Genomic DNA, 23,340 nt, shown 5'->3' on the forward strand with positions numbered 1-23,340 from the left:
CCCGTGAGCGCATCGATGACCCGCGAGCAGGCAGCCTGGTTCGCAGAGACGTTCACCCGACTCGTCGACAACGTCGGCACCGTCGTGCTCGGCAAGGACGCGGTCATCCGGCTCGCCTTCACGGCGATGCTCGCGGAGGGGCACCTGCTGCTCGAGGACGCGCCCGGCACCGGCAAGACGCAGCTGGCGAAGTCGATGGGCGCGACCGTGCAGGGCACGAACCACCGCATCCAGTTCACGCCCGACCTGCTGCCCTCCGACGTCACCGGCGTGACCGTCTACGACCAGAAGACGGGCGAGTTCGAGTTCCACAAGGGACCGATCTTCGCGTCGATCGTGCTGGCCGACGAGATCAACCGCGCGAGCCCGAAGACGCAGTCGGCGCTGCTCGAGGTCATGGAGGAGGGGCGCGTCACCGTCGACGGCACGCCCTACAGCGTCGGCAGGCCGTTCATGGTGATCGCCACCCAGAACCCGATCGAGCAGGCCGGCACCTACCGGCTGCCCGAGGCGCAGCTCGACCGCTTCCTCATGAAGACGTCGATCGGCTACCCCGGCCGCGAGCAGACGGTGCGCATCCTCGCCGGCTCCGCGAACCGCAACGCGTCGTCGACCGTGCAGCCCGTCATCACCACGGGCGCGATCGCCGAGATGATCGACCTCGCCGCGACCGTGCACGTCGACGACGCGGTGCTCGACTACGTCGCGCAGCTCTCGGAGCACACGCGCGAGTCGAAGGACACCCGTCTCGGCGTCTCGGTGCGCGGCGCCATGGCGCTCGTGCGCGCCGTCAAGGTGCTCGCGGCGAGCAAGGGCCGCGCGTTCGTGCTGCCCGACGACGTCAAGGAGCTCGCGCAGCCCGTCTGGGCGCACCGCATCGTCATCGACCCCGAGGCCGAGTTCTCGGGCGTCACCGGCGACCGCATCATCGACCGCGCCGTCGCCGACGTCTCGGCGCCCCAGGACCGGCAGCACGCTGCATGACGCAGGCGCCCCCGCGGGCGACCTCGACCCCCGCACCTGACCCCGACACCGGCACGTCGACCGGCTCGTCCGTCCGGACGGCCCTCGGCACGACCGGTCCGTCCGACACCACCCGCCTGCGGCGGGTGGCCGAGCGCGACCGGACGCCGCTGCAGCGCGCGCGCGATCGGCTGGTCGGCGAGGAGTCGGTCGTGGCGGCGGGCGCGAAGCGGGCCACCGGCTGGGTGCGCCGCGTCATCTGGCCGGTGCTCGAGCCGATCACGGGCTTCGGCTGGGCGGTGCTCGTCGGCACGATCGGCACCCTCGTGCTCGGCATCGCGCTCGGCTGGAAGGAGCTCATCGTCATCGGCATCGCCGGGGCGCTGCTGCTGCTCGCCGCGATCGCCTTCATCATCGGCCGCAACCGGTACCGGATCGAGCTCGACCTCGCCTACACGCGCGTCGTGGTGGGCGAGCGGGCGCTCGGCCGCATCGAGATCCACTCCGCGTCGCAGAAGCCGCTGCTGCCCGCGACGATCGAGGTGCCGGTCGGCCGGGCGCTCGCCTCGTTCCACCTGCCCAGGATGCGTCCCGGCGACGTGCACGAGGACGTCTTCGCGATCCCGACGAGCCGCCGCACGATCCTGCAGGTCGGCCCCGTGCGCTCGGTGCGCGGCGACCCCGTCGGCCTGCTGCGCCGGCAGGTGAAGTGGACCGACCCGGTCGAGCTGTACGTGCACCCGAAGACGGTGCAGCTCGACGAGACCGCGCCGGGCCTCATCCGCGACCTCGAGGGCATCACGACTCGCGACCTCACGAACAGCGACATCGCCTTCCACGCGCTGCGCGACTACGTCGCCGGCGACGACCGCCGCTACATCCACTGGAAGTCGTCCGCCCGCACCGGCCAACTGATGGTCCGGCAGTTCGAGCAGACGCGCAGGAGCGTGCTCGCGCTCGGGCTCTCGACCGCGGTCGACGACTACGCCGACCCGCTGGAGTTCGAGACGGCCATCTCGATCCTCGGCTCGGTCGGGCTGCAGGCGGTGCGCGACGAGACGGACCTCGTCGTGCGCACCTCGCGCGGCACGCTGCCCGCCACGACCGGCAAGCGGCTGCTCGACGCGCTCTCGGGCGTCGACTGGTCGCCGCGGCACGACCGCTTCCTCGACCTCGCGGCCACGATCGCGCGCGAGCACGCCGGCGCCTCCGTGATCATGCTGCACGCCGGCGCGACGGTCGATCCCGCGCTCGTGCGTCGCGCCCGCACGCTGCTGCCGGCGCAGGCGCGCGTGATCGTCTTCACCGTGGTCAAGGGCGCGAAGCCGCGCCTGCAGCCGATCGGCGACGTCTCGCTCGCCACGCTCGGCTCGGTGAGCGACCTGCCGCGCATCATGCGAGGGGTGGGCCTCCAGTGAGCGACGCGCGCCCCGGGCGGCTGCTGCCGCGCAGGCCCATGCACGCGGCGATCGACTGCGCCGCCATCCTCCTCGTCATGCTCGCGGCGACCCTCTCGTTCGGTCCCGTGTTCGGCGGCACCGCCTACCTCCTGGCGGGGCTCGGCGCGGCAGTGCTCGGCATCGGGGTGGGCGTCGCCACGTCGCTGCGCCCGCTGCGCGGCTGGCTCATGACCGTCGCGGGCGTCATGCTCGTGCTCGTCGTCTTCGGCCCCGCCCTGGCCGTGCCGCGCTCGACGATCGCCGGGGTGATCCCGACGCTCGAGGCGTGGCGCGAGCTGCTGCTCGGCGTCGTCTACTCCTGGAAGGGCCTGCTGACCGCGGAGCCGCCCGCCGAGGGCTTCCCGAGCCTGCTCGTCGTGCCGTTCCTGACGATGCTCGTGTGCTCGACGCTCGCGACGGTGCTGGCGCTGCGCCTCCGCCGCGGCGCACCGCTCGCGATGCTGCCGGGCGTCGTCGCGCTCGTCGTCGGCATCGCCTTCGGCACGAAGATCGCGTTCTGGCCGGTCGTGCTCGGCATCGTCGTCGCGGGCGTGATCGTCGCCTGGTGCGCTTGGCGCCGCGCGGGATGGCGCACCGGGCTCAACGAGGAGGTCGAGGTCACGAACGACACGCGGCACCGCGGTCGCGCCCGTCGCGAGCGCACCCGCGGCGCCGTCGCGATGATCGCGGGCTCGCTGCTCGTCGCCGGCCTCGTCAGCATCCCGATCCAGCCGCACGAGCGCGCGGTGCTCCGCGACGTCGTCGAGCCGCCCATCGAGCTCGCCGAGTACCCGAGCCCGCTCGCCGGCTACCGCAACTGGCTCAAGAGCTTCGAGGACGAGACGCTCCTCACCGTCACCGGCATGCCGGAGGAGAGCCGGCTGCGGCTCGCGACCTTCGACCACTACGACGGCACCGTCTTCGCCGTCGCGGGCGCGCGCGAGTCGAGCGGCTCGGGCTCCTTCGCCCGCATCGGCGACGAGGTGCTCGTGCAGCAGTCGGGCGACCCGGCCACCGTGCGCGTCGAGGTGCAGGACTACTCCGGCATCTGGGTGCCCGACGTCGGCTTCATCCAGTCGCTGCGGTTCGAGGGCGCGCGCGCCGACGACCTGCAGGGCTCGCTCCACTACAACGGCCAGACGGGCACGGCGATCGCGCTCGACGGCCTCGGCACCGGCGACGCCTACGAGCTCGAGGCGATCGTGCCCGCGCAGCCGTCGCCCGAGGAGCTCGAGCGCGCGACGGTCACCGACCTCCAGGTGCCCGAGCCGGCGATCGTCCCCGACCTGCTGCAGGCGTGGGTCGTCGAGCACGGCGTCAGCGGCCGCACGCAGCTCGAGAACATCCAGACGATGCAGCGGCTCATGCAGGCAGGCAGCTTCAGCCACGGGCTCGAGGACGACACCATCCCGTCGCTCGCCGGTCACGGCGCCTCGCGCGTGCAGTCGATGTTCGAGCAGGAGGTGCTCGTCGGCGACGACGAGCAGTACGCCGTCGCCTTCGCGCTCGCGCTGTCGCGCATCAACGTGCCGTCGCGCGTCGTGATGGGGCTGTACCCCGACGACGGGTTCCCGGGCGGCGACCAGCCGGTCGAGCTCACGGGCGGTGACATGCACGCGTGGGTGGAGGTGCCGTTCGAGGGCCTCGGCTGGGTGCGCTTCGACGCCACCCCGCCCGAGGACCAGGACAACATCCAGCCGGAGCCCGAGCCGCAGCCGGAGCCGAAGCCGCAGGTGCTGCAGCCGCCGCAGCCGCCCGAGGAGCCGGCGGAGATGTCGCCGGACACCGTCGCCGACGAGGGTCAGGAGGACGACGAGGAGCTCGAGGACGAGTCGTGGACGCTGTGGCTGTGGATCGCGGGCGGTGTGCTGCTGCTGCTCGTGCTGCTGCTCCTGCCGTTCCTCGTCGTCGGGGCGCTCAAGGCCGCTCGCCGCAAGCGCCGCCGCCGCGCGGAGCGCGAGAGCGACCGGCTGTCGGGCGGCTGGCACGAGGTGATCGACGAGGCGGTCGACCTGGGCCTGCCGGTGCCCGCCGGCGTCACCCGCCGCGAGGTCGCCGCAGTGGTGGAGGATCGCTACCCTCGATCGAGAGCGACCGAGATCGGCGACTTCGTCGATGAGGGCGTCTTCGGCCCCGGCGATCCCGACGCGGCCGAGGTCGACGCCTTCTGGCTCGACGTCGAGCGCAGCGTCAAGGGGATGCGGGCCGAGACGTCGGCGCGGCGACGACTGCTCGGCAGGCTGTCGCTGCGGTCGTTCGCCCGACGGAGGAGAGAGCGGAGACGCCGATGATCTGGGAGATCGACGAGGGCCGGAAGGTCGTCGAGGGCCTCGACGAGGACGGCCGGCCCGACCCGGCCTACGCCGCGGCGCTCGGGCTCAAGCCGGCGCCGCTCGGCCGTCGAGCGCTCGCCACGACCATCGAGCTCGCGATCTTCAGCCTGCTGCAGCTGCCGTATTGGCTCGTGGCGCTGCCCGCGCTCATCAAGGTCGCCACCGGGGCGCTGCAGCCCTACGGGCTCGCGAGCCACCCGGACCTCGTGTGGATGATCGTCGCGACCGTCGCGTCCGCCGTGCTGACGATCGCGTTCGTCGTGGTCCAGCTCGTGCTCCACGGCCGCAGGGGCGTCACGCTCGGCAAGGCGCTCACCGGCATCCGCAGCGTCAACGTCGCGACGCTCGCCCGACCGGGCATCGGCCGGGCCGTGCTGCGCGGCCTGGTGCTGTGGGCGGTGTTCCTCGTGCCGGTCATCGGGCCGGTGCTGTTCTTCATCTCGCCGCTCCTCGACCGCGAGAAGCGCGGCCGCGGCTGGCTCGACAAGGTCGGCGGCACCTGGTTCGTCGACGTCAACGACGGCCTCGACCCGTACCACGACAAGAAGATGCGCATCGCGCGGAAGACGGTCTCCGCGGCGCCGGAGGCGGCGAAGTCGCAGCTCCCGTCGCTCGCCACCCCGGCCGACAGCCTCGCGCAGGCCTACCGACCCGGCGCGCGCATCAGTTCCGGCGTCGTCGGCGCCGCGAGGCCGCAGCAGCTCGGCACCGAGCAGGTGGGGCTCGCGTCGCAGCCGGCCGCCGACCTGCCGTCGCACACCGTGCCGGGCATGCCAGCGGGCGGCGCGCGGCTCGGCGGCTACCGCCCCGGCGAGCTGAGCGGCGCGGCCGCGCCGCAGCCGGCGACGCCGCAGGCATCCGCGCCCGCCGCAGCCTCGGCGCCGCAGCCGTCCGCCCCGCAGCCGTCCGCCCCGCAGCCGTCGGCGCAGCAGCCGTCGGTGCCGCTCGGCGGCCCGATCATCGACAGCGCGCCCGGCTTCGCGCGCCCGGCGCCGGCCGGAGTGCCTGCGGCCGCGGTCCCGGCCGCGACGCCGAGCGCTGCGCCCGCCGCGAGCACGATCCGCGACGAGACCGTCATCGAGCCCGACATCGACGACGTCGACGACCGCACGGTGCGGCGCGTCGAGATCGCCGACGACGACGACCTCGAGGCGACCCGCGCCAGGTCCGCCGGTCGCCCTGCCGTCGCCACGCTCGCGTTCGACACCGGCGACCGCTTCGCGCTCACCGGTGCCGCGCTCGTGGGGCGCAACCCGTCGCCGAGCGCCGGGGAGGTCGTCGAGCACCTGCTGCCCTTCGCCGACGACACCCGCACGGTGTCGAAGACCCACGTGCTCGTGACCGTCGCGCCGCTCGCGGTCGTCGACCGCGCATCCACGAACGGCTCCGCCGTCGTGCGCGGCGGCGTCGAGCGCCAGCTCGAGCCCGGCACGCCGTTCGCCCTCGTGCCCGGCGACGTCGTGCGCTTCGGCGACCGCACCTTCACGATCGAGGGGGCTGCATGAGCGCCATCGGGGAGTTCCGCTTCAGCCACCCGTCGATCTCGCTCCGCTGGGCGGGCGCGACGCACGCCGGCATGCGCCGGACGGTGAACGAGGACTCCGTCTTCGCGTCGTTCCCGGTCTTCGTCGTCGCCGACGGGATGGGCGGCCACGCGGCCGGCGACGTGGCGAGCGCGCTCGCGGTCGAGGCCTTCCGCAGCCTCAAGGGCCGCACGCTCGCCGACGTCGAGTGCGTCGAGGCGGCGGTCGAGCACGCGTTCGAGCAGGTGAGCGCGCGCGCGGCCGACGAGGAGATCGGCGGCACGACGCTCTCGGGCTCGGTGCTCGTCGACGTCTCGGGCGTCGCGCACTGGCTCGTGCTCAACATCGGCGACTCGCGCACCTACCTCTACGAGCAGGGCAGCCTCGAGCAGGTCACGATCGACCACTCCGTGGTGCAGGAGCTCGTCGAGACCGGCGCGCTGCGCCGCGCGGACGCACGCCGCCACCCGCACCGCAACGTCATCACCCGCGCGCTCGGCGCCGGCGAGCGGCAGCCCGCCGACGCGTGGCTGCGCCCGGCGGAGCGGGGGCAGCGCCTGCTGGTGTGCTCCGACGGCCTCACCGGCGAGGTCGACGACGCCGAGATCGCCGAGATCCTCGGCGATGTCGCGTCGCCCGCCGCCGCAGCCGCGCTGCTGCTGCGCCGGGCGCTCGACGCCGGCGCCCCCGACAACGTCTCGATCGTCGTCGTCGACGTGGACGCCGTGGCGATCGCCGACGAGGACCTGTTCGACACGCACGTGCCGGATCTCGACGACACCGTCCCCAGGGAGGCCCGCCCGTGAGCGCTCGGATCGAGTACGCCCCGGGGGAGGCCTGGTGCATCGCCGCCGGTCGCGTCGTGCTGGTGTGCGAGCGTGACCTGCCGGCCGTGCGGGCGAGGGCGCTGCACGACGCCGTGGCGGCCGTCGAGTCGCTCGAGGGGCTGCGCGCCGTGCTCGACGCCGAGCCGGCCGCCCTGCTCGGGCTCGTCGACCTCGACGACCGCCGCGCGCTGCTGCGGCGCCACGGCGTGCCCGCGACCGCCGACGATCGGCAGCTGCCGGACCGGTTCGGCGCTGACTGGGCGCTCGACGACGCCGACCCGGCCGCGACGATCACCGCGGGCGGCCTCGGTGCGCTCGCCGGCGACGTGCTGCCGCTCGACGGCGGCGTCGTGCGCGTCGCGGCCGTGCGCGCCGCCCCGCGACCCCCGGCTGCCGACGCGCAGAGCGCGCCGCCGGAGGCCGAGGCCGAGCCGCGCACCGGCGCCTTCGGCGAGACGCTGCCGCCCGCCGCGGCGCCGCAGCGCGTCGAGCCCGCGCGGGTCGAGCCCGAGCGGGTCGAGCCGGAGCGCGTCGAGCCGGAGCGCGTCGAGCCGGAGAGCGTCGAGCCGGAGCGGGCCGAGCCTGAGCCGATCGAGCCGGCGCCCGCGCCTGCGCCCGAGCCGGATCCTGCGCCGGAGCCGGAGCAGGAGCCGGAGCCGGAGCCTGCGCCCGAGCCCGAGCCCGAGCCCGAGCCCGAGCCCGAGCCCAAGCCCGAGCCCGAGGCGCCGCGTGCCGCCGAGCCCAACCCCATCGGCGGCCTCATCGACTCCGTGCCCGGCTTCATCCGGCCCGCAGTCGACCTGCGCGCCGCCGCGCCCGAGACCCGGCCGGCGCCGGCCGCACCCGCGCCCGCAGCGCCGCCGGCGCCGCTCGCCGCCGGCGACCACGACGGCATGACGATCACCGCCGAGCAGGCGCGCCGGCTGCAGGAGGAGCGGGCGCGCGCCGCCGCACCCGTGCCGCAGGCCGCGCAGCCCGCGCAGCCGAGCGCTCCCGCGACCGGTCCGCTCGTGCTCTCGACGCTGTGCCCGAACGGGCACGTGAACGCGCCGGGCACGGTGCAGTGCGCGCAGTGCGGCGCGGCCGTCGCCGACGGCTCGGCCGCGCAGCGCCCCCGCCCGGAGGTCGCCGTCGTCGTGCTGCCCGCGGGCGAGCGCGTGCCGCTCGGCAGGGGCGTCGTGCTGGGGCGCCGACCGCGCTCCCGCCGCGCGCCAGACGGGCGCGTGCCGCGGCTCGTGACGGTCGAGAGCGCGAACGAGGACATCTCGCGCAGCCACCTCGAGCTGCGCGTCGACGACTGGAACCTCGTGGGCGTCGACCTCAGCTCGACGAACGGCACGCTGCTGCTGCGCGAGGGCGCGGCGCCGCAGCGGCTGCGGCCGGAGGTCGCGACCATCCTGCAGCTCGGCGACCGCCTCGACCTCGGCGACGGGGTCGTCGTCACGATCGAGCCGGCGTCGAGCGGGCAGACCTCGTGAGCCCGAAGCGCGCGCCCTCGGCGCCCCCGGCGCTGCCGGGCTACGACTACGTGTCGCTGCTCGGCTCCGGCGGCTTCGCCGACGTCTTCCTGTACCAGCAGCTGCTCCCGTCGCGGAAGGTCGCGATCAAGGTGCTGCTGCCCGATGCGGTCAACCGCGAGCTGATCGAGAACTTCCGGCACGAGGCCAACGTCATGGCCCAGCTGTCGACGCACCCGTCGATCGTGACGATCTACGGAGCCGCCGTCGCGCCCGACGGCCGGCCGTTCCTCGCGATGGAGTACTGCCCGAAGCCGAACCTCGGCGTGCGGTACCGCCGAGACCGCTTCGCGGTGCCCGAGGTGCTCTCGCTCGGCGTGCAGATCGCGGGTGCCGTCGAGACCGCGCACCGCGCGGGCATCCTCCACCGCGACATCAAGCCCGCGAACATCCTGGTGACGGCCTACAACCGGCCGGCGCTCACCGACTTCGGCATCGCCACGAGCGCCGGCGCCGGCGATGACGCGAGCGGCATGTCGATCCCGTGGTCGCCCCCCGAGGCCTTCCAGGACCCGCCGGCCTCGAGCCCCGCGTCCGACGTCTTCTCGCTCGCCGCGTCGCTCTGGACGCTGCTCGCAGGCAGGACGCCCTTCGAGCTGCCCGGCGGCAGCAACACGAGCGTCGACCTCATCGACCGCTGCCAGCGCGGCGACATCTCGCCGCTCGCCCGCCACGACGTGCCGCCGCGGCTCGAGGCCGTGCTCGCCTCCGCGATGGATCCCGATCCCGCCCGCCGCTACGCGACGGCCGTGGCCTTCGGGCGCGCGCTGCAGCAGGTCGAGGCCGAGATGGCGCTGCCCGTCACGCCGCTCGACGTGCTCGACGACGCGCTCGAGCCCGACGCGGTCGACGAGGAGGACGGCGGCGCCACGCGCATCCGCGGGGTGGTCTCGATCGACCCGCATGCAGACTCGCCGAGGGCGAGTCTGGCGGCCGGCGCGCAGGCGCTTCCCGATGCGACGATCCGCCGGCCGCGTCCCGGCCAGCAGGTGCCCGGCCCGTCCGGGGCTGACGCGGCCGCGGCCGCCGAGTCGGCCGCCCCGACCTCTGCGAGCCGCCGGCGGACGCTCGCCACGATCATCGGCAGCGCCGTCGTGGTGCTCGTCGGCGGCGGCATCGTGTGGATGGCGCTCGCCGCGGGCGGACAGGCGCCGCCGCCCGCCGACCCCACGCAGACGGTCGCCGGCCCGCAGACCGCGCAGCGGCCACCTGCCCCGATCGCGGTCGCCGGCGAGGTCACCGGCGAGACGGTCGTCTTCCGGTGGACGAACCCGCAGCCGCAGGAGGGCGACGCCTTCCAGTACCGCTACGAGCGCAGCGGCGCCGACCCGGTGACCTCGACCGTGCCGTCGCCGTCGGTGACGCTCGAGCGCGACCCCGACGGGGAGTCGTGCATCCTCGTGAGCCTCGTGCGCGCCGACGGGCGCGCCTCCACCGACACGAGAGGGTGCGTCGATGGCTGACCCGGCGCCGCAGCTGCAGCTGGAGTTCGCGGGGGAGTGGATGACGCTCGACCCCGATCGCCCCTTCGTCATCGGCCGCGAGGGCGACCTGACCGTCGACGACAACCAGTACCTCCACCGGGCGTTCCTCGAGCTGCGGCACGTCGACGGCCTCTGGTGGCTGTCGAACGTCGGATCGCGGCTGTCGGCGACGATCTCGAGCGGCAGTGGCGCCGTGCAGTCATGGCTGTCGCCCGGCGCGCGCCTGCCGATCGTCTTCTCCGAGTGCTCGATCGTCTTCACCGCCGGCCCCACGACCTACGAGATCGGCGTGCACTCCGACGACGCCGCGTTCGCGATGTCGACCGAGCACCGCCGCCGCTCCTCGGGCGAGACGACCGTCATGCCGGTCGGCCTCACCGAGCTGCAGAAGCTGCTCATCGTGGCGCTCGCGGAGCCGATGCTGCGGCGCGACGGCGTGGGCGTGAGCGAGCTGCCCTCGAGCGGCGCCGCTGCCGAGCGGCTCGGCTGGACGATGAGCCGCTTCAACCGCAAGCTCGACAACGTCTGCGACAAGCTCGACCGGATGGGCGTGCAGGGGCTGCGGGGCGGGGTCGGCAAGCTGGCGAGCAACCGCCGCGCCCGGCTCGTCGAGTACGCCGTCTCGTCGCAGCTCGTCACCCGGAGCGACCTCGCGCTGCTCGACGACCCCGCGCTCCGCGCGGCGGACGACCAGGACTGATCGGAGCCACGTGAAGGTCAAGCTCACCCTGCACCGGACGGCGACGGGTCCCACCGACGTCGTCATCACGGCCGACTCGACCGCGACCGTCGAGGACGTCGCGCGCCAGATCGCGCTCGCGGACCCCGCGCGCTCGATCCCGTTCGCCGACACCGACACGCTCTCGCTCGCGGTCGCCCCGCCGACGGAGCAGGCGCTCGTGCAGCTGCAGCCCGACGCGCTCATCGGCGAGGCGCCGATCGGCTCGGGCTTCCACACCCAGGTCGTCAACCTCGGTGCCGGCGGCGTGCGCCGCGGCGGGCCCGCGGGCAGCGCGCTCGAGGTCGTCGCGGTGCTGCGCGCCGTGAGCGGCCCGCTCGCCGGGCAGGAGTTCCAGCTCGGGCGCGGCCACGCCACCATCGGCCGCGACGCGTCGAACGACATCGTGCTCGCCGACCAGCTCGTCTCGAAGCGCCACGCGCGCATCGAGGTCGGTGCGCACATCGAGGTCGTCGACCTCAACTCCGCGAACGGCGTGCTCGTCGACGGCGGCCTCGTCTCGCGCCTGCGCGTCGTCCCCGGTGCGCGCTTCACGATCGGCGACACCGAGCTGACCGTGTCGCTCGCGGGCGCCTTCGACGCATCCGGCCCCGACCCCGTGCTCGAGCGCGGCGGCGCCCTGATGTTCAACCGGTCGCCGCGCGTCGAGGCGCGCTACCCGGGCACCGACTTCAAGGGCCCGCGGATGCCGAAGGAGATCATCCAGCGGCTCTTCCCGTGGCCGATGCTCGTCACCCCGATCCTGCTCGCGGGCGCGATGTTCGCGATGACGAACAACCCGCGCTCGATCATCATCGCCCTCATGACGCCGCTCATGCTGCTCGGCAACTTCATCAACATGAAGACGCAGAACGGCCAGAAGCAGAAGTTCGAGGTGCAGATGTTCGAGTCGCGGTACGAGGAGCTCGAGGAGCTGCTCTACCGCGAGAAGCCCAAGGAGGAGCAGGTGCGCGGCATGGAGGTGCCGCCCGTCGCCGAGGTCTTCGAGCACGCGATGCGGCTCGGGCCCATGCTCTGGACGCGCAGGCCCGAGCACTGGAACTTCCTCTCCGTGCGGCTCGGCACGTGCCGCGCCGAGTCGCGCAACTCCATCAAGGAGGAGGAGATCCAGGACGGCCTGCCCGAGTACGTCGAGCGGGTCGACCGGCTGCGCGAGCGCTACCGCTACGTCGACGACGTGCCGATCGTCGAGTCGTTCTCGGCCGTCGGATCGATCGGCATCGCCGGCCCGAAGTCGCTCACCGCGGATGCGCTGCGCGGCTTGGCCGTGCAGCTCTACGGCCTGCACGCGCCGAACGAGCTCGTGACCGTCGCGATCTGCGACGCGGCGTGGACGAGCGAGCTCGAGTGGATGAAGTGGCTGCCCCACACGACGAGCGAGACGAGCCCGTTCAGCCAGATGCCGCTCGCCGACTCCTCGACGGCCGGCACCGCGCTGCTCAACGCGCTCGAGGAGCTCGTGCTCGGCCGGTCGAAGCAGGCCGCGCCCGATCGCAAGACCCCGTTCGACGAGGACTGGGACCCGATGCGCTACGGCTCCGACGTCGAGCGCGCCGCGAAGGACACCGTCACGAGCATCCAGACCTCGGTCGTGCTCGTGGTGACGAACGACGCCCCCGTCGACCGGCCGCGCCTCACGCAGATCCTCGAGCGCGGCGCCGCGGTCGGCGTCTACGGCGTGTTCGTCGCGCCGACCGTCGAGTCGCTCCCCGCCGTGTGCCGCAGCTTCGTCGACGTGAGCGGCGGGCTCGAGGCGGCGCGCGTCGGCACCGTGCGCTCGGGCGTCGACTACGAGGGCGTGCGCGTCGAGGGCGTCTCCGGCGAGTACATGCAGATGTTCGCGAAGCGCCTCGCCCCGGTGGTCGACGCGAGCATCGTCATCAACGACTCCTCCGACATCCCCGAGCAGGTGTCGTTCCTGTCGCTCGTCGGCCCGGACCTCGCCGAGGAGCCCGGCGCGGTCATCGACCGCTGGCGCCAGAACAACACCATCCTCGACCGCTCGGGCGGCGCGAAGCCGCGGCTCAAGAAGTCGGGCACCCTGCGCGCCATCATGGGCCAGGGCGCGACCGACGCGATGACGCTCGACCTGCGCACGCAGGGCCCGCACGCGCTCGTCGGCGGCACGACCGGCTCGGGCAAGTCGGAGTTCCTGCAGGCGTGGGTGCTCGGCATGGCGGCGGCGCACAGCCCCGACCGCGTCACCTTCCTCTTCGTCGACTACAAGGGCGGCTCCGCCTTCGCCGACTGCGTCGAGCTGCCGCACTGCGTGGGCCTCGTCACCGACCTCAGCCCGCACCTCGTGCGCCGCGCGCTCACGAGCCTGCGCGCCGAGCTGCACCACCGCGAGCACCTGTTCAACCGCAAGAAGGCGAAGGACCTGCTCGAGCTCGAGAAGCGGCAGGACCCGGAGACGCCGCCCGCGCTCGTGCTCGTCGTCGACGAGTTCGCGGCGCTCGCGGGGGAGGTGCCGGAGTTCGTCGACGGCGTCGTCGACATCGCCCAGCGCGGCCGCTCGCTCGGCATCCACCTCATCCTCGCGACGCAGCGCCCCGCCGGCGTGATCAAGGACAACCTGCGCGCGAACACGAACCTGCGCGTCGCGCTGCGGATGGCCGACGAGTCGGACTCCAAGGACGTCGTCGACGACACGATCGCGGCATCCTTCCCGCCCTCGATCCCCGGCCGCGGCATCGCGAAGACCGGACCCGGCAGGCTCGTGCCCTTCCAGGCCGCCTACGCGGGCGGCTGGACCCGGCCCGACGAGGTGCAGGTCGCCGACGTGAAGGTGGCGGAGCTGCGGTTCGGCTCCGAGCAGCGCTGGGAGCCCGAGACCGTGCCGGAGTCGGACTCGCACGACGAGGACCTCGGACCCAACGACCAGAAGCGCATCGTGCGCACGCTCATCGCGGCGACCCAGCAGGCGCGCATCCCCGCGCCCCGGCGGCCCTGGCTCGACGACCTCGCCGCGACGGTCGACCTGCGCGACCTGCCCATCGAGGGCGACGCGAAGATCGTGCTCGGCAAGGCCGACGTCCCGGAGCGCCAGCGCCAGGACCCGGTGCACTTCCTGCCCGACCGCGACGGCTCGATGCTCGTGTACGGCACCTCCGGCTCGGGCAAGTCGACGCTCCTGAAGACGATCGGCACGGCCGCCGGCATGCGGCCGGAGCTCGGCAGCGCCGAGGTCTACGGCCTCGACTTCGCCTCGGGTGCGCTCAAGTCGCTCGAGGTGCTGCCGCACGTCGGCTCGATCATCGCCGGCGACGACGCCGAGCGCGTGCAGCGGCTGCTGCGCTCGCTCGGGCGCGAGCTCGACCGCCGCGGCAAGGCGTTCGCCGCCGCGAACGCCGCGAACCTCACGGAGTACCGCGACCTCGTCGACCCCGGCGCGTCGCGCATCTTCCTACTGCTCGACAACTTCCCGCAGTTCAAGGCCGACTGGGAGGTCACGAGCGCCCGCTCGCCCTTCTACCAGGTGTTCATGCGCATCCTCGGCGAGGGCCGGCCGCTCGGCATCCACGCGATCGCCACGGCCGACCGCTCGGGCGCCGTGCCCACCGCGGTGAGCTCGAACATCTCGCGCCGCGTCGTGCTGCGGCTCTCGGACGAGTCGGGCTACATGCTCGTGGGCGCGCCCAAGGACGTGCTCGACGACCGGTCCGCGCCGGGCAGGGGCATCGTCGACGGCCTCGAGATGCAGGTGGCGGTGCTCGGCGGCACGCCCAACGTCGCCGAGCAGTCGAAGCTCATGGCGCAGCTCGCGCAGTCGCTGCGCGAGCACGGCGCGAAGGACGTCGAGGAGATCGGCGCCCTGCCCACCCGGCTCGCCCTCGAGCAGCTGCCCGACAGCGTCGACGAGCTGCCGGTCCTCGGCGTCGCGGAGGACACGCTCGCGGCGCGCGACTTCGATCCCATCGGCACGTTCATCGTCGCCGGCCCTCCTGGGTCGGGCAAGACGAACGCCATGAAGGCGCTCGTCGTGGCGATGGAGCGCTTCGACCCTGAGGTCAAGCTGTTCCACTTCGGCGGCCGCCGCTCGGTGCTGCAGGACTGGCGCCCGTGGGTGCGCAGCGTCACCCGGCCGGATGCGGCGAAGGAGCTCGCGAAGGAGCTCGCCGAGATCGTCGCCGACGAGACGATCCCTGGCCGGATCATGATCGTCGTCGAGAACGTGCCGCAGTTCGCCGACTCCGACGCGGAGCGCGCGCTCAAGGAGCTCTTCCAGGCGATCAACCGCAGCGACCACCTGCTCGTCGGCGACGCCGACGTCACGCAGGTCACGGGCGGCTACGGCTTCATCGGCGACTTCAAGGCCGGACGCAAGGGCATCATCCTGAAGCCCGACGCCTACGACGGCGACTCGGTCTTCAAGGTGCCGTTCCCCAAGGTCAAGCGCTCGGATTTCCCGGAGGGCCGCGGCATCTTCGTGCAGCAGGGGCGCGCCGTCACGGTGCAGCTGCCGCTCGTGCCGGAGAGCGCCGCGCGGCCGCCCGCGCCGATCGTCGAGCATGGGGAGTCCTCCCCATTGAGCGTGCACTGAGCACCGCATAGCGTGATCGCGGATGGTCCGGCTGGGCCATGGATTCGGCAACGATGAAGGGATCGGACCAATGAGCGACTTCGGCGCTTCCTACGCAGAGATGGAGTCGGTGGCGGGCAAGCTCGACACCGGCCGCGAGGACATCTCGGGGGTCCTGAAGGACCTGAAGAGCCAGGTGGACACCCTGCTGGGCGAGGACTTCAAGACGCAGCACGCGTCGGGCAAGTTCGGCGAGGGCTACGAGGAGCTGACGACGGGCCTGGAGCAGGCCATCGAGGGCATCTCGGACATGGGCGAGGCGCTGCGCGGCATGATGCAGGCGATCCAGTCGCTCGACGAGCAGATGGCCGGCAGCTGACGCCAGCACGACCACGAGGGGCCCGGCAGCGATGCCGGGCCCCTTCCGTCTGCCCGCCCGAGGCATGGGCACCTCTCCCCATGGCACTTTCAGTGAGGATTCCGTACGTTATGGGCAGGTGGTCCGGTCGGGCCCCGGAGGACGATTCGATGAGGAGACGGCTATGAGCGACTTCGGCGCTTCCTACGCAGAGATGGAGTCGGTGGCGGGCAAGCTCGACACCGGCCGCGAGGACATCTCGGGGGTCCTGAAGGACCTGAAGAGCCAGGTGGACACCCTGCTGGGCGAGGACTTCAAGACGCAGCACGCGTCGGGCAAGTTCGGCGAGGGCTACGAGGAGCTGACGACGGGCCTGGAGCAGGCCATCGAGGGCATCTCGGACATGGGTGAGGCGCTGCGCGGCATGATGCAGGCGATCCAGTCGCTCGACGAGCAGATGGCCGGCAGCTGAGCCGACGCACGCAGCGAGCGGGGGCCGGCCGGGTGGCCGGCCCCCGCTCTCGCGGCTGAGGCGGCGCGACCGCGCGACGTGGGGAGTCCTCCCCATCGCGACATATCCTCAGCTCGCTTAGGTTGAGATGGACGAGAGCGCGACCGCCGTGCCGACCAAGGGGAGACCATGACCGACGTGCTGATCACGTTCGACGAGCTGCTCGCGCTCCGCAAGCAGCTCGACTCGATCATCGCCGAGCTCGAGGGTGCCGGCGACCGGTCGAGCGAGCTCGAGGCGGCCATCGGGCGGCCCTTCGGCCGCGGCGACCTGCGCGACCGGGCCGGCGACTTCGAGAGCCGCTGGAACGACAAGCGCGTCGACCTCGCGCGCGACATGACGAAGGTGCGCGACCACGTGCAGGGCGTGCTCGAGGGCTTCGCGAAGTTCGACGAGGAAGCCGCGCTGGAGCTCGAGTCCGCGGACGCCGCGGCCTGACCTGAGATCGAGGAGACCACCATGGTGCACGCAGGACCGCAGTCGCCCAAGGGCCGCTGGATCGAGTACGTCGAGGGCGACGCCGGCCACATCGTGGAGCGGGGCAACAGCATCACCGCGCTCGGGCAGTCGATGCTCTCGAGCGCCACGATGCTCGAGCAGGTCAAGAGCGGAGCCGACGGCCAGAAGGGCCTCGCCGTCGAGAAGCTCCGCGAGGTCGTCGGCGACACGCACGGGCTGCTGCGACAGGCGGGCGAGCTCTACGAGCCGACCGGGCCCGTGCTCGTCACCTACGGCGAGGCGCTCGGCGAGGTGCAGCCGAAGCTGCGGTCGCACGTCGACACGTGCGCCGACCTGTGGGCGACGTTCTCGTCGCTGCCCGGCTCGGTCGAGCCGCGCGGCACCGGCGGCTGGTTCCAGCCCGAGGACGACAGCCCCGAGGCGAAGGAGCAGGCCGAGGAGGACGCGGCGAAGCTCGCGGCGTACGAGGCCTGGGAGACCGAGGCCGGGCTGTGGGACGCCGACTACGACACGTGGGAGGACGCGTTCGACACCGCCGCGAAGGGCATCGGCGACGTGCTCGAGGGCAAGGTGAAGGACGGCTTCTGGGACGACGTCGACGGCTTCGTCGCGGGCCTGCAGAAGGCGCTCAGCTGGGCGGGCCTCGTGGTCGGCGTGCTCGCGATCATCGTCGGCGGGCCGATCCTCGCGCTCATCGGCGCCGTGATCGGCGTCATCGCGCTCGCGCTCACGATCTACCAGAAGGTGCGCGGCGACGCCGGCTGGCTGCAGCTCGGCCTCGCGATCGTCGGGGTGCTGCCGTTCGGCAAGCTCGGCAAGATCTTCGGCGGCAAGTTCAGCTTCGCCGACGACATGTTCGGCGGCGTCTTCGGCAAGACGGCGTGGAGCGCCGCGGGATCGCAGGCGAGAGAGCTGGGCTTCGCCTACCTCTTCGCCGGGCGCGGCGCGAGCGGCCTGCTCGGCGGCCTGAAGCAGTTCGCGACGGGCAACAACCCGAACGGCTTCGGCGACGTGATGGCGCGCCTCATCACGGGCCGCGACGTCGCCGCGTACGAGAAGCTGAGCGCCGGCGCGACGGGCGTGCTGCCCGCGCTCGCGACGGCCGCCGACCTCATGCACGGCCTGATGGGCGTGCCGCTCAAGTACGACGGCTGGGTGTCGCTCTTCACCGGCCATGAGACGATCAAGAAGCAGTACCCCGCGTTCGACATCCTCTGGTGATCGGCCGCGCACGACGGAGGGCGGACGAGTGAGCACATGGCGGATGTCGGCGAGCACGATCGCTCCCGGGTGGCTCGGGATGCCCGCGCTCGACGGCGATGACGACGCGCAGGACTGGGTCGCGGCGCGCACCGACGGGCTCCGCACCGCGTTCGGCGGCCGCTGGACGCCAGAGCTCGAGCAGGTCGTCCCCGCGCTGCTGACCGCCGGGCTCGCCCGCCGCAGCGCGGACGACCTGCTGTCGTGGCAGGTCTGGCCCGGCGCGATGCCCGTCTTCGCCACCGTGCACGCGCGCATCGTCGCGAGCGCGGCGATCCCCGACTGGCGCGCGTCCGGGGCGTCGGTCGCGCCCTTCGAGAGCGCGACGCTCGGCCCCGGCGTGCAGGTGAGCGGGACCGCCTCGCTCGACGACGTCCGCCCGGGCACGACGGCCGCCTTCGTGATCCACGCGTTCGACGACGGCGAGTCGACGGTCGTCGTCTCGGTCGAGCCGACCCTCGCCGAGGTGCTCGCGCTGTCGATGACGGGCCTCGTGGGGCTCATCGACCGCATCGAGGTCGAGCGTCCCGACGGCAGCGCGTTCCGCTCGACGCCCCCGGCGGTCTTCGTCGCGGACGGCGGCTGGCCGATCGAGGAGGGCTCGGCATGAGCCTGCGCCACGAGACCGCCGCCGCGTGGGCCGACGACCTCTCCGCCGCAGCGGAGCCGCGCCTCGGGATCCTCGAGGCGTACGCCCTGCAGCGCCACCCCGCGGCGCTCGAGCACATGGGGGAGGACGGCGCGGGCCTCGCGCGCGTCGCCGCGGCCAAGGGCAGCGGCATGGCGGGCCTCTGGCTCATGCTCCCCGCGCTGCTCGCCCTCATCGCTCCGCTCATCGGCCTCGCCGCGATCCTCGGCGACCCGCTCGGCTTCCACCGCATGGATGCCTCCACCTCGGTGCCGATCGCGGGCGTGTGCTTCGCGATCGCCGCGGTCGTGCAGGCCGTGGCCATCGTCTGGTGGCTCCGCAGCCGCCGCGAGCGACAGGGCACGCTGCTGCTGCTCGCCTTCGGCACGGCCGTCCTCGGGGCGACCACCTGGTGGGTGATGGGCACGGCCTCGTCGCTCCAGGGGTTCGGCGGCGCGGCGACGTGGCGCATCCCGGTGCTCGTGGCCGGTGCCCTCGCCCTGGTGTTCGGCCTGCTGCTGCTCGCGCTCGGTCGCGCGCCGAGCGATGACGCCGAGCGCGACGCAGCGCTGCGCGCGCACGACGGCGACGCCCTGCGCGCGGCGCTCGCGCGCATCCCGGACGCCGAGCTCCAGCAGATCCTCGCGGACCGCGATGCTGCGATCGAGCTGCTCGCCGAGCGCGGCAGGCTGCCTCGCCCGATCGCCGACCGCGCCCGGCAGGGCGAGCTCGGCACCCTGCACCGCCTCGACCAGGAGCTCCAGCGATGACCGACACCGACCTGCGGGCAGCGCTCGGCGTCGCGCCCGAGCCCGACTTCGAGCTCGACCTCCCGCCCGGCTGGGCCCGGCATCGGCCCGACCAGGCGCAGCAGGACGCGATGCTCGCCGGCATCCGCACGCGCGCGATGCAGGCGCACCGCCCCGAGCTGCTCGCGCAGGCCAGCGGGATGCTGCGCGACTCCTTCGAGATGATGCGGCGTGGCGACGTCGTGGCCTTCTTCACGCCGTCCGAGCAGAGCGAGGAGACCCTCTGGGCGCCCGCCTCGATGCTCGCCTCCGTGCGACGCGCGCAGCCGGACGTCTCGCTCGACGACGTCGTCCGCCACGCGATCCGCGAGCTCGGCGCGACGGCGCTCGACGACGCACGCCGCATCGTGCGGTTCGAGCGCGACCAGCTCGAGACCGTCGGCGAGGAGTCGCTGCGGGTGCTGACGGTCGTCTACCTCACGCCCATGCCCGGCACGCAGCGGCGCAAGGCGCTCCAGCTCACCGCCACGATCGGCAGGCCGCTCGACATGGACGCCGACGACCCCGCGATCGACGGCCTGCGGCTGCTGTTCGACGCGTGCGCGTCGACCCTGCGCTGGGTGCGACCCGCCGCCTGACCCGCGAGGTCCCGCCGACGCTTGACCGTGCATGCGCGGTGGCCCTATCCTTGATCGGGTGTGCGCACGTGCGCGCCCTGCGTCATGCGCGGGGAGCGAGCGGGCCGCACTGGGCCGCGGACCAGAGTCCGCGATCCCCCACGGCATATCCACCACCCGCGAGGAGTGCGCGAGAGCGCGCGGTGGATCACCGATGGTGCCGGCGATGCCGGCGAACCACATCGAACCGCTGTCACCGTGCAGCAGGAAGAAGCAACGTGCCCACCATCCAGCAGCTGGTCCGCAAGGGTCGGTCGCCGAAGGTCTCGAAGACCAAGGCGCCCGCACTCAAGGCGAACCCCCAGCAGCGCGGCGTCTGCACCCGCGTCTACACCACCACCCCGAAGAAGCCGAACTCGGCGCTGCGCAAGGTCGCCCGCGTGAAGCTCTCGAACGGCACCGAGGTCACCGCCTACATCCCCGGTGAGGGCCACAACCTCCAGGAGCACTCGATGGTGCTCGTCCGCGGCGGTCGTGTGAAGGACCTCCCCGGTGTGCGCTACAAGATCGTGCGCGGCGCGCTCGACACCCAGGCCGTGAAGAACCGCAAGCAGGCTCGCAGCCGCTACGGCGCGAAGATGGAGAAGAAGTAGTGCCTCGCAAGGGTCCCGCCCCCAAGCGCCCGGTCGTTGCTGACCCCGTCTACGGCGCACCGATCGTCTCGCAGCTCGTCAACAAGATCCTCCTCGACGGCAAGAAGGGCCTCGCCGAGCGCATCGTCTACGGCGCGCTCGCCGGCGTCGGCACCAAGTCCGGCCAGGACGCGGTCGTCGTGCTCAAGAAGGGTCTCGACAACATCCGTCCGACCCTCGAGGTGAAGTCGCGTCGCGTCGGCGGCTCGACCTACCAGGTCCCCGTCGAGGTCAAGCCGCACCGCGCGAACACGCTCGCGCTGCGCTGGCTCGTCTCCTACGCCAAGGCGCGTCGCGAGAAGACCATGACCGAGCGCCTGCAGAACGAGATCCTCGACGCATCGAACGGCCTCGGCGCCGCGGTGAAGCGTCGCGAGGACACGCACAAGATGGCCGAGTCGAACAAGGCCTTCGCGCACTACCGCTGGTGATCGTCCGCTGACGAGGGTCCCGGCCCCGGCCGGGGCCCCCGTCCGCGCGACACCCCCAAACCCCGCTCCATCCACTCATCGGAGGAACCCTGTGGCACAGGACGTGCTCACCGACCTGAACAAGGTCCGCAACATCGGCATCATGGCCCACATCGATGCCGGCAAGACCACGACGACCGAGCGCATCCTGTTCTACACGGGCGTCAACCACAAGATCGGCGAGACGCACGACGGCGCGTCGACCACCGACTGGATGGAGCAGGAGCAGGAGCGCGGCATCACGATCACGTCGGCCGCCGTGACCTGCTTCTGGGACAAGAACCAGATCAACATCATCGACACGCCCGGTCACGTCGACTTCACCGTCGAGGTGGAGCGCTCGCTCCGCGTGCTCGACGGCGCGGTCGCCGTGTTCGACGGCAAGGAGGGCGTCGAGCCCCAGTCCGAGACCGTCTGGCGCCAGGCCGACAAGTACGACGTGCCCCGCATCTGCTTCGTCAACAAGATGGACAAGATGGGTGCCGACTTCTACTTCACGGTCGACACGATCATCAACCGCCTCGGCGCTCGTCCGCTGGTCATCCAGCTGCCGATCGGCTCCGAGAGCGCCTTCGAGGGCATCGTCGACCTGGTCGAGATGAACGCGAAGACCTGGCGCGGTGACGCCAAGGGTGACGTGAAGATGGGCGCCGAGTACGCCATCGAGGAGATCCCGGCCGACCTCAAGGAGAAGGCCGACGAGTACCGCAAGGCTCTGCTCGAGACCGTCGCCGAGACGGACGACGCCCTCATGGAGAAGTACTTCGAGGGCGAGGAGCTCACGGTCGCCGAGATCAAGGCCGCCATCCGCAAGATGACGGTCGCCTCGGAGATCTACCCCGTGCTCTGCGGCTCCGCGTTCAAGAACCGCGGCGTGCAGCCGATGCTCGACGCGGTCGTGGACTACCTCCCGACGCCGCTCGACGTGCCCGCCATCCCGGGTCACGACGTGCGCGACGAAGAGGTCATCATCGAGCGCCACGCCGACCGCGACGAGCCCTTCGCGGCGCTCGCCTTCAAGGTCGCCGTGCACCCCTTCTTCGGTCGCCTCACGTACGTGCGCGTCTACTCGGGTCACGTCGACTCGGGTGCCGCGGTCGCGAACTCGACCAAGAGCAAGAAGGAGCGCATCGGGAAGATCTTCCAGATGCACGCCAACAAGGAGATCCCGGTCGACTCGATGACCGCCGGTCACATCTACGCGGTCATCGGCCTCAAGGACACGACGACCGGCGACACGCTGAGCGACCCGGCCAACCAGGTCGTCCTCGAGTCGATGACGTTCCCGGAGCCCGTCATCGAGGTCGCCATCGAGCCGAAGACGAAGGCCGACCAGGAGAAGCTCTCCCTCGCCATCCAGAAGCTGGCGGAGGAGGACCCGACCTTCCGGACCGAGAACAACCCCGAGACCGGTCAGACGGTCATCAAGGGCATGGGCGAGCTCCACCTCGACATCCTCGTCGACCGCATGAAGCGCGAGTTCAAGGTCGAGGCCAACGTGGGCAAGCCCCAGGTGGCCTACCGCGAGACCATCAAGGGCACGGTCGAGAAGTACGACTACACGCACAAGAAGCAGACGGGTGGCTCCGGCCAGTTCGCCAAGGTGCAGATCAAGCTCGAGCCGATGGACCTGTCGGGCGAGGAGACCTACGAGTTCGTGAACGCCACCTCCGGCGGTCGCGTGCCCCGTGAGTACATCCCCTCGGTCGACGCGGGCATGCAGGACGCGATGCAGGTCGGCGTGCTCGCCGGCTTCCCGACGGTCGGCGTCAAGGCGACGCTGCTCGACGGTGCGGCGCACGACGTCGACTCCTCGGAGATGGCGTTCAAGATCGCCGGCTCGATGGCCTACAAGGAGGCAGCGCGCAAGGCTCAGCCGGTGCTCCTCGAGCCGCTCATGGCGGTCGAGGTGCGCACGCCGGAGGAGTACATGGGCGACGTCATCGGCGACCTGAACTCGCGTCGCGGGCAGATCCAGTCGATGGAGGACGCCCAGGGCGTGAAGGTCGTCAAGGCCCTCGTGCCGCTGTCGGAGATGTTCGGCTACGTCGGCGACCTGCGGTCGAAGACGTCCGGCCGTGCCGTCTACTCGATGGAGTTCTCGACCTACTCCGAGGTCCCCCGGGCCGTCTCGGACGAGATCGTCCAGAAGAGCAAGGGCGAGTGACGCCCGGGGCGGCCGAGAGGCCGCCCCGGCGCACCGCCGCTCGCCTCGGTTTCACCTTGACCGAGGTCGCAAGTACCATAAA

19 protein-coding genes are annotated in these 23,340 nt (G+C 72.5%); all 19 read left to right on the forward strand.

The window, feature by feature from the left end; all coding sequences use genetic code 11:
* Positions 1-15: 15 nt before the first annotated feature.
* The 19 genes from ACVWW9_RS07145 (at position 16) to fusA (ending at position 23,258) form a co-directional block, all read left to right on the forward strand.
* Positions 16-984, forward strand: coding sequence for an AAA family ATPase (locus ACVWW9_RS07145; RefSeq protein ID WP_456515413.1), 969 nt, complete (start codon positions 16-18; stop codon positions 982-984).
* Complete coding sequence (locus ACVWW9_RS07150) at positions 981-2,381, forward strand: DUF58 domain-containing protein (RefSeq protein ID WP_456514953.1); 1,401 nt, start codon at positions 981-983, stop codon at positions 2,379-2,381. The genes ACVWW9_RS07145 and ACVWW9_RS07150 overlap by 4 nt, the downstream gene beginning before the upstream one ends.
* The gene (locus tag ACVWW9_RS07155; protein ID WP_456514954.1) at positions 2,378-4,693 is read left to right on the forward strand and encodes a transglutaminase family protein; all 2,316 of its coding nucleotides are present in this window, start codon (positions 2,378-2,380) and stop codon (positions 4,691-4,693) included. Before ACVWW9_RS07150 ends, ACVWW9_RS07155 begins: the two co-directional genes overlap by 4 nt.
* Positions 4,690-6,240, forward strand: a complete 1,551-nt coding sequence (locus ACVWW9_RS07160) for an RDD family protein (protein WP_456514955.1) — start codon at positions 4,690-4,692, stop codon at positions 6,238-6,240. Before ACVWW9_RS07155 ends, ACVWW9_RS07160 begins: the two co-directional genes overlap by 4 nt.
* Positions 6,237-7,064: a PP2C family protein-serine/threonine phosphatase gene (locus tag ACVWW9_RS07165; protein WP_354256567.1), complete on the forward strand. Its 828-nt coding sequence runs from the start codon at positions 6,237-6,239 to the stop codon at positions 7,062-7,064. Before ACVWW9_RS07160 ends, ACVWW9_RS07165 begins: the two co-directional genes overlap by 4 nt.
* Entirely contained in the window at positions 7,061-8,563 is a 1,503-nt protein-coding gene (locus ACVWW9_RS07170; RefSeq protein ID WP_456514956.1) for an FHA domain-containing protein, read from the forward strand. Before ACVWW9_RS07165 ends, ACVWW9_RS07170 begins: the two co-directional genes overlap by 4 nt.
* Positions 8,560-10,065 (forward strand): serine/threonine-protein kinase, encoded by a 1,506-nt coding sequence (locus tag ACVWW9_RS07175; protein ID WP_456514957.1) that lies wholly within the window; start codon positions 8,560-8,562, stop codon positions 10,063-10,065. Before ACVWW9_RS07170 ends, ACVWW9_RS07175 begins: the two co-directional genes overlap by 4 nt.
* A complete protein-coding gene (locus tag ACVWW9_RS07180; protein WP_425453410.1) occupies positions 10,058-10,786 on the forward strand; it encodes an FHA domain-containing protein in 729 nt (242 codons plus the stop codon). Before ACVWW9_RS07175 ends, ACVWW9_RS07180 begins: the two co-directional genes overlap by 8 nt.
* Positions 10,787-10,796: 10 nt before the next feature.
* The gene (locus ACVWW9_RS07185; protein WP_456514958.1) at positions 10,797-15,368 is read left to right on the forward strand and encodes an FtsK/SpoIIIE domain-containing protein; all 4,572 of its coding nucleotides are present in this window, start codon (positions 10,797-10,799) and stop codon (positions 15,366-15,368) included.
* A gap of 70 nt (positions 15,369-15,438) precedes the next feature.
* Complete coding sequence (locus ACVWW9_RS07190; RefSeq protein WP_123697022.1) at positions 15,439-15,726, forward strand: WXG100 family type VII secretion target; 288 nt, start codon at positions 15,439-15,441, stop codon at positions 15,724-15,726.
* Between the two features lie 163 nt (positions 15,727-15,889).
* Positions 15,890-16,177 (forward strand): WXG100 family type VII secretion target, encoded by a 288-nt coding sequence (locus ACVWW9_RS07195; protein WP_123697022.1) that lies wholly within the window; start codon positions 15,890-15,892, stop codon positions 16,175-16,177.
* A gap of 168 nt (positions 16,178-16,345) precedes the next feature.
* Positions 16,346-16,654 (forward strand): hypothetical protein, encoded by a 309-nt coding sequence (locus ACVWW9_RS07200; protein WP_354256555.1) that lies wholly within the window; start codon positions 16,346-16,348, stop codon positions 16,652-16,654.
* A 21-nt stretch (positions 16,655-16,675) separates the two neighbouring features.
* Positions 16,676-17,896, forward strand: a complete 1,221-nt coding sequence (locus ACVWW9_RS07205) for a hypothetical protein (protein WP_354256552.1) — start codon at positions 16,676-16,678, stop codon at positions 17,894-17,896.
* Positions 17,897-17,939: 43 nt separating this feature from the next.
* Positions 17,940-18,545 (forward strand): hypothetical protein, encoded by a 606-nt coding sequence (locus ACVWW9_RS07210; RefSeq protein WP_456514959.1) that lies wholly within the window; start codon positions 17,940-17,942, stop codon positions 18,543-18,545.
* Positions 18,542-19,333: a hypothetical protein gene (locus tag ACVWW9_RS07215; RefSeq protein ID WP_456514960.1), complete on the forward strand. Its 792-nt coding sequence runs from the start codon at positions 18,542-18,544 to the stop codon at positions 19,331-19,333. Before ACVWW9_RS07210 ends, ACVWW9_RS07215 begins: the two co-directional genes overlap by 4 nt.
* On the forward strand, positions 19,330-19,950 hold the full coding sequence (locus tag ACVWW9_RS07220) for a hypothetical protein (RefSeq protein WP_456514961.1): 621 nt from the start codon (positions 19,330-19,332) through the stop codon (positions 19,948-19,950). Before ACVWW9_RS07215 ends, ACVWW9_RS07220 begins: the two co-directional genes overlap by 4 nt.
* Before the next feature lie 257 nt (positions 19,951-20,207).
* Positions 20,208-20,582 (forward strand): 30S ribosomal protein S12, encoded by a 375-nt coding sequence (gene rpsL, locus ACVWW9_RS07225; RefSeq protein WP_021010916.1) that lies wholly within the window; start codon positions 20,208-20,210, stop codon positions 20,580-20,582.
* Positions 20,582-21,052, forward strand: coding sequence for a 30S ribosomal protein S7 (gene rpsG / locus ACVWW9_RS07230; RefSeq protein WP_123697027.1), 471 nt, complete (start codon positions 20,582-20,584; stop codon positions 21,050-21,052). The genes rpsL and rpsG overlap by 1 nt, the downstream gene beginning before the upstream one ends.
* Before the next feature lie 91 nt (positions 21,053-21,143).
* The gene (gene fusA / locus ACVWW9_RS07235) at positions 21,144-23,258 is read left to right on the forward strand and encodes an elongation factor G (RefSeq protein ID WP_123697028.1); all 2,115 of its coding nucleotides are present in this window, start codon (positions 21,144-21,146) and stop codon (positions 23,256-23,258) included.
* Positions 23,259-23,340 lie beyond the last annotated feature (82 nt).

The organism is Agrococcus sp. UYP33 (assembly GCF_054060915.1).

Excerpts from the sequence above, each read along its gene's own strand:
- ACVWW9_RS07160 (WP_456514955.1), top strand. The coding sequence starts at position 4,690 with ATGATCTGGGAGATCGACGAGGGCCGGAAGGTCGTCGAGGGCCTCGAC.
- ACVWW9_RS07195 (WP_123697022.1), top strand. The coding sequence starts at position 15,890 with ATGAGCGACTTCGGCGCTTCCTACGCAGAGATGGAGTCGGTGGCGGGC.
- ACVWW9_RS07220 (WP_456514961.1), top strand. The coding sequence starts at position 19,330 with ATGACCGACACCGACCTGCGGGCAGCGCTCGGCGTCGCGCCCGAGCCC.
- ACVWW9_RS07180 (WP_425453410.1), top strand. The coding sequence starts at position 10,058 with ATGGCTGACCCGGCGCCGCAGCTGCAGCTGGAGTTCGCGGGGGAGTGG.
- ACVWW9_RS07210 (WP_456514959.1), top strand. The coding sequence starts at position 17,940 with ATGTCGGCGAGCACGATCGCTCCCGGGTGGCTCGGGATGCCCGCGCTC.
- ACVWW9_RS07190 (WP_123697022.1), top strand. The coding sequence starts at position 15,439 with ATGAGCGACTTCGGCGCTTCCTACGCAGAGATGGAGTCGGTGGCGGGC.
- ACVWW9_RS07150 (WP_456514953.1), top strand. The coding sequence starts at position 981 with ATGACGCAGGCGCCCCCGCGGGCGACCTCGACCCCCGCACCTGACCCC.
- ACVWW9_RS07165 (WP_354256567.1), top strand. The coding sequence starts at position 6,237 with ATGAGCGCCATCGGGGAGTTCCGCTTCAGCCACCCGTCGATCTCGCTC.
- ACVWW9_RS07215 (WP_456514960.1), top strand. The coding sequence starts at position 18,542 with ATGAGCCTGCGCCACGAGACCGCCGCCGCGTGGGCCGACGACCTCTCC.
- ACVWW9_RS07145 (WP_456515413.1), top strand. The coding sequence starts at position 16 with ATGACCCGCGAGCAGGCAGCCTGGTTCGCAGAGACGTTCACCCGACTC.
- ACVWW9_RS07205 (WP_354256552.1), top strand. The coding sequence starts at position 16,676 with ATGGTGCACGCAGGACCGCAGTCGCCCAAGGGCCGCTGGATCGAGTAC.
- ACVWW9_RS07200 (WP_354256555.1), top strand. The coding sequence starts at position 16,346 with ATGACCGACGTGCTGATCACGTTCGACGAGCTGCTCGCGCTCCGCAAG.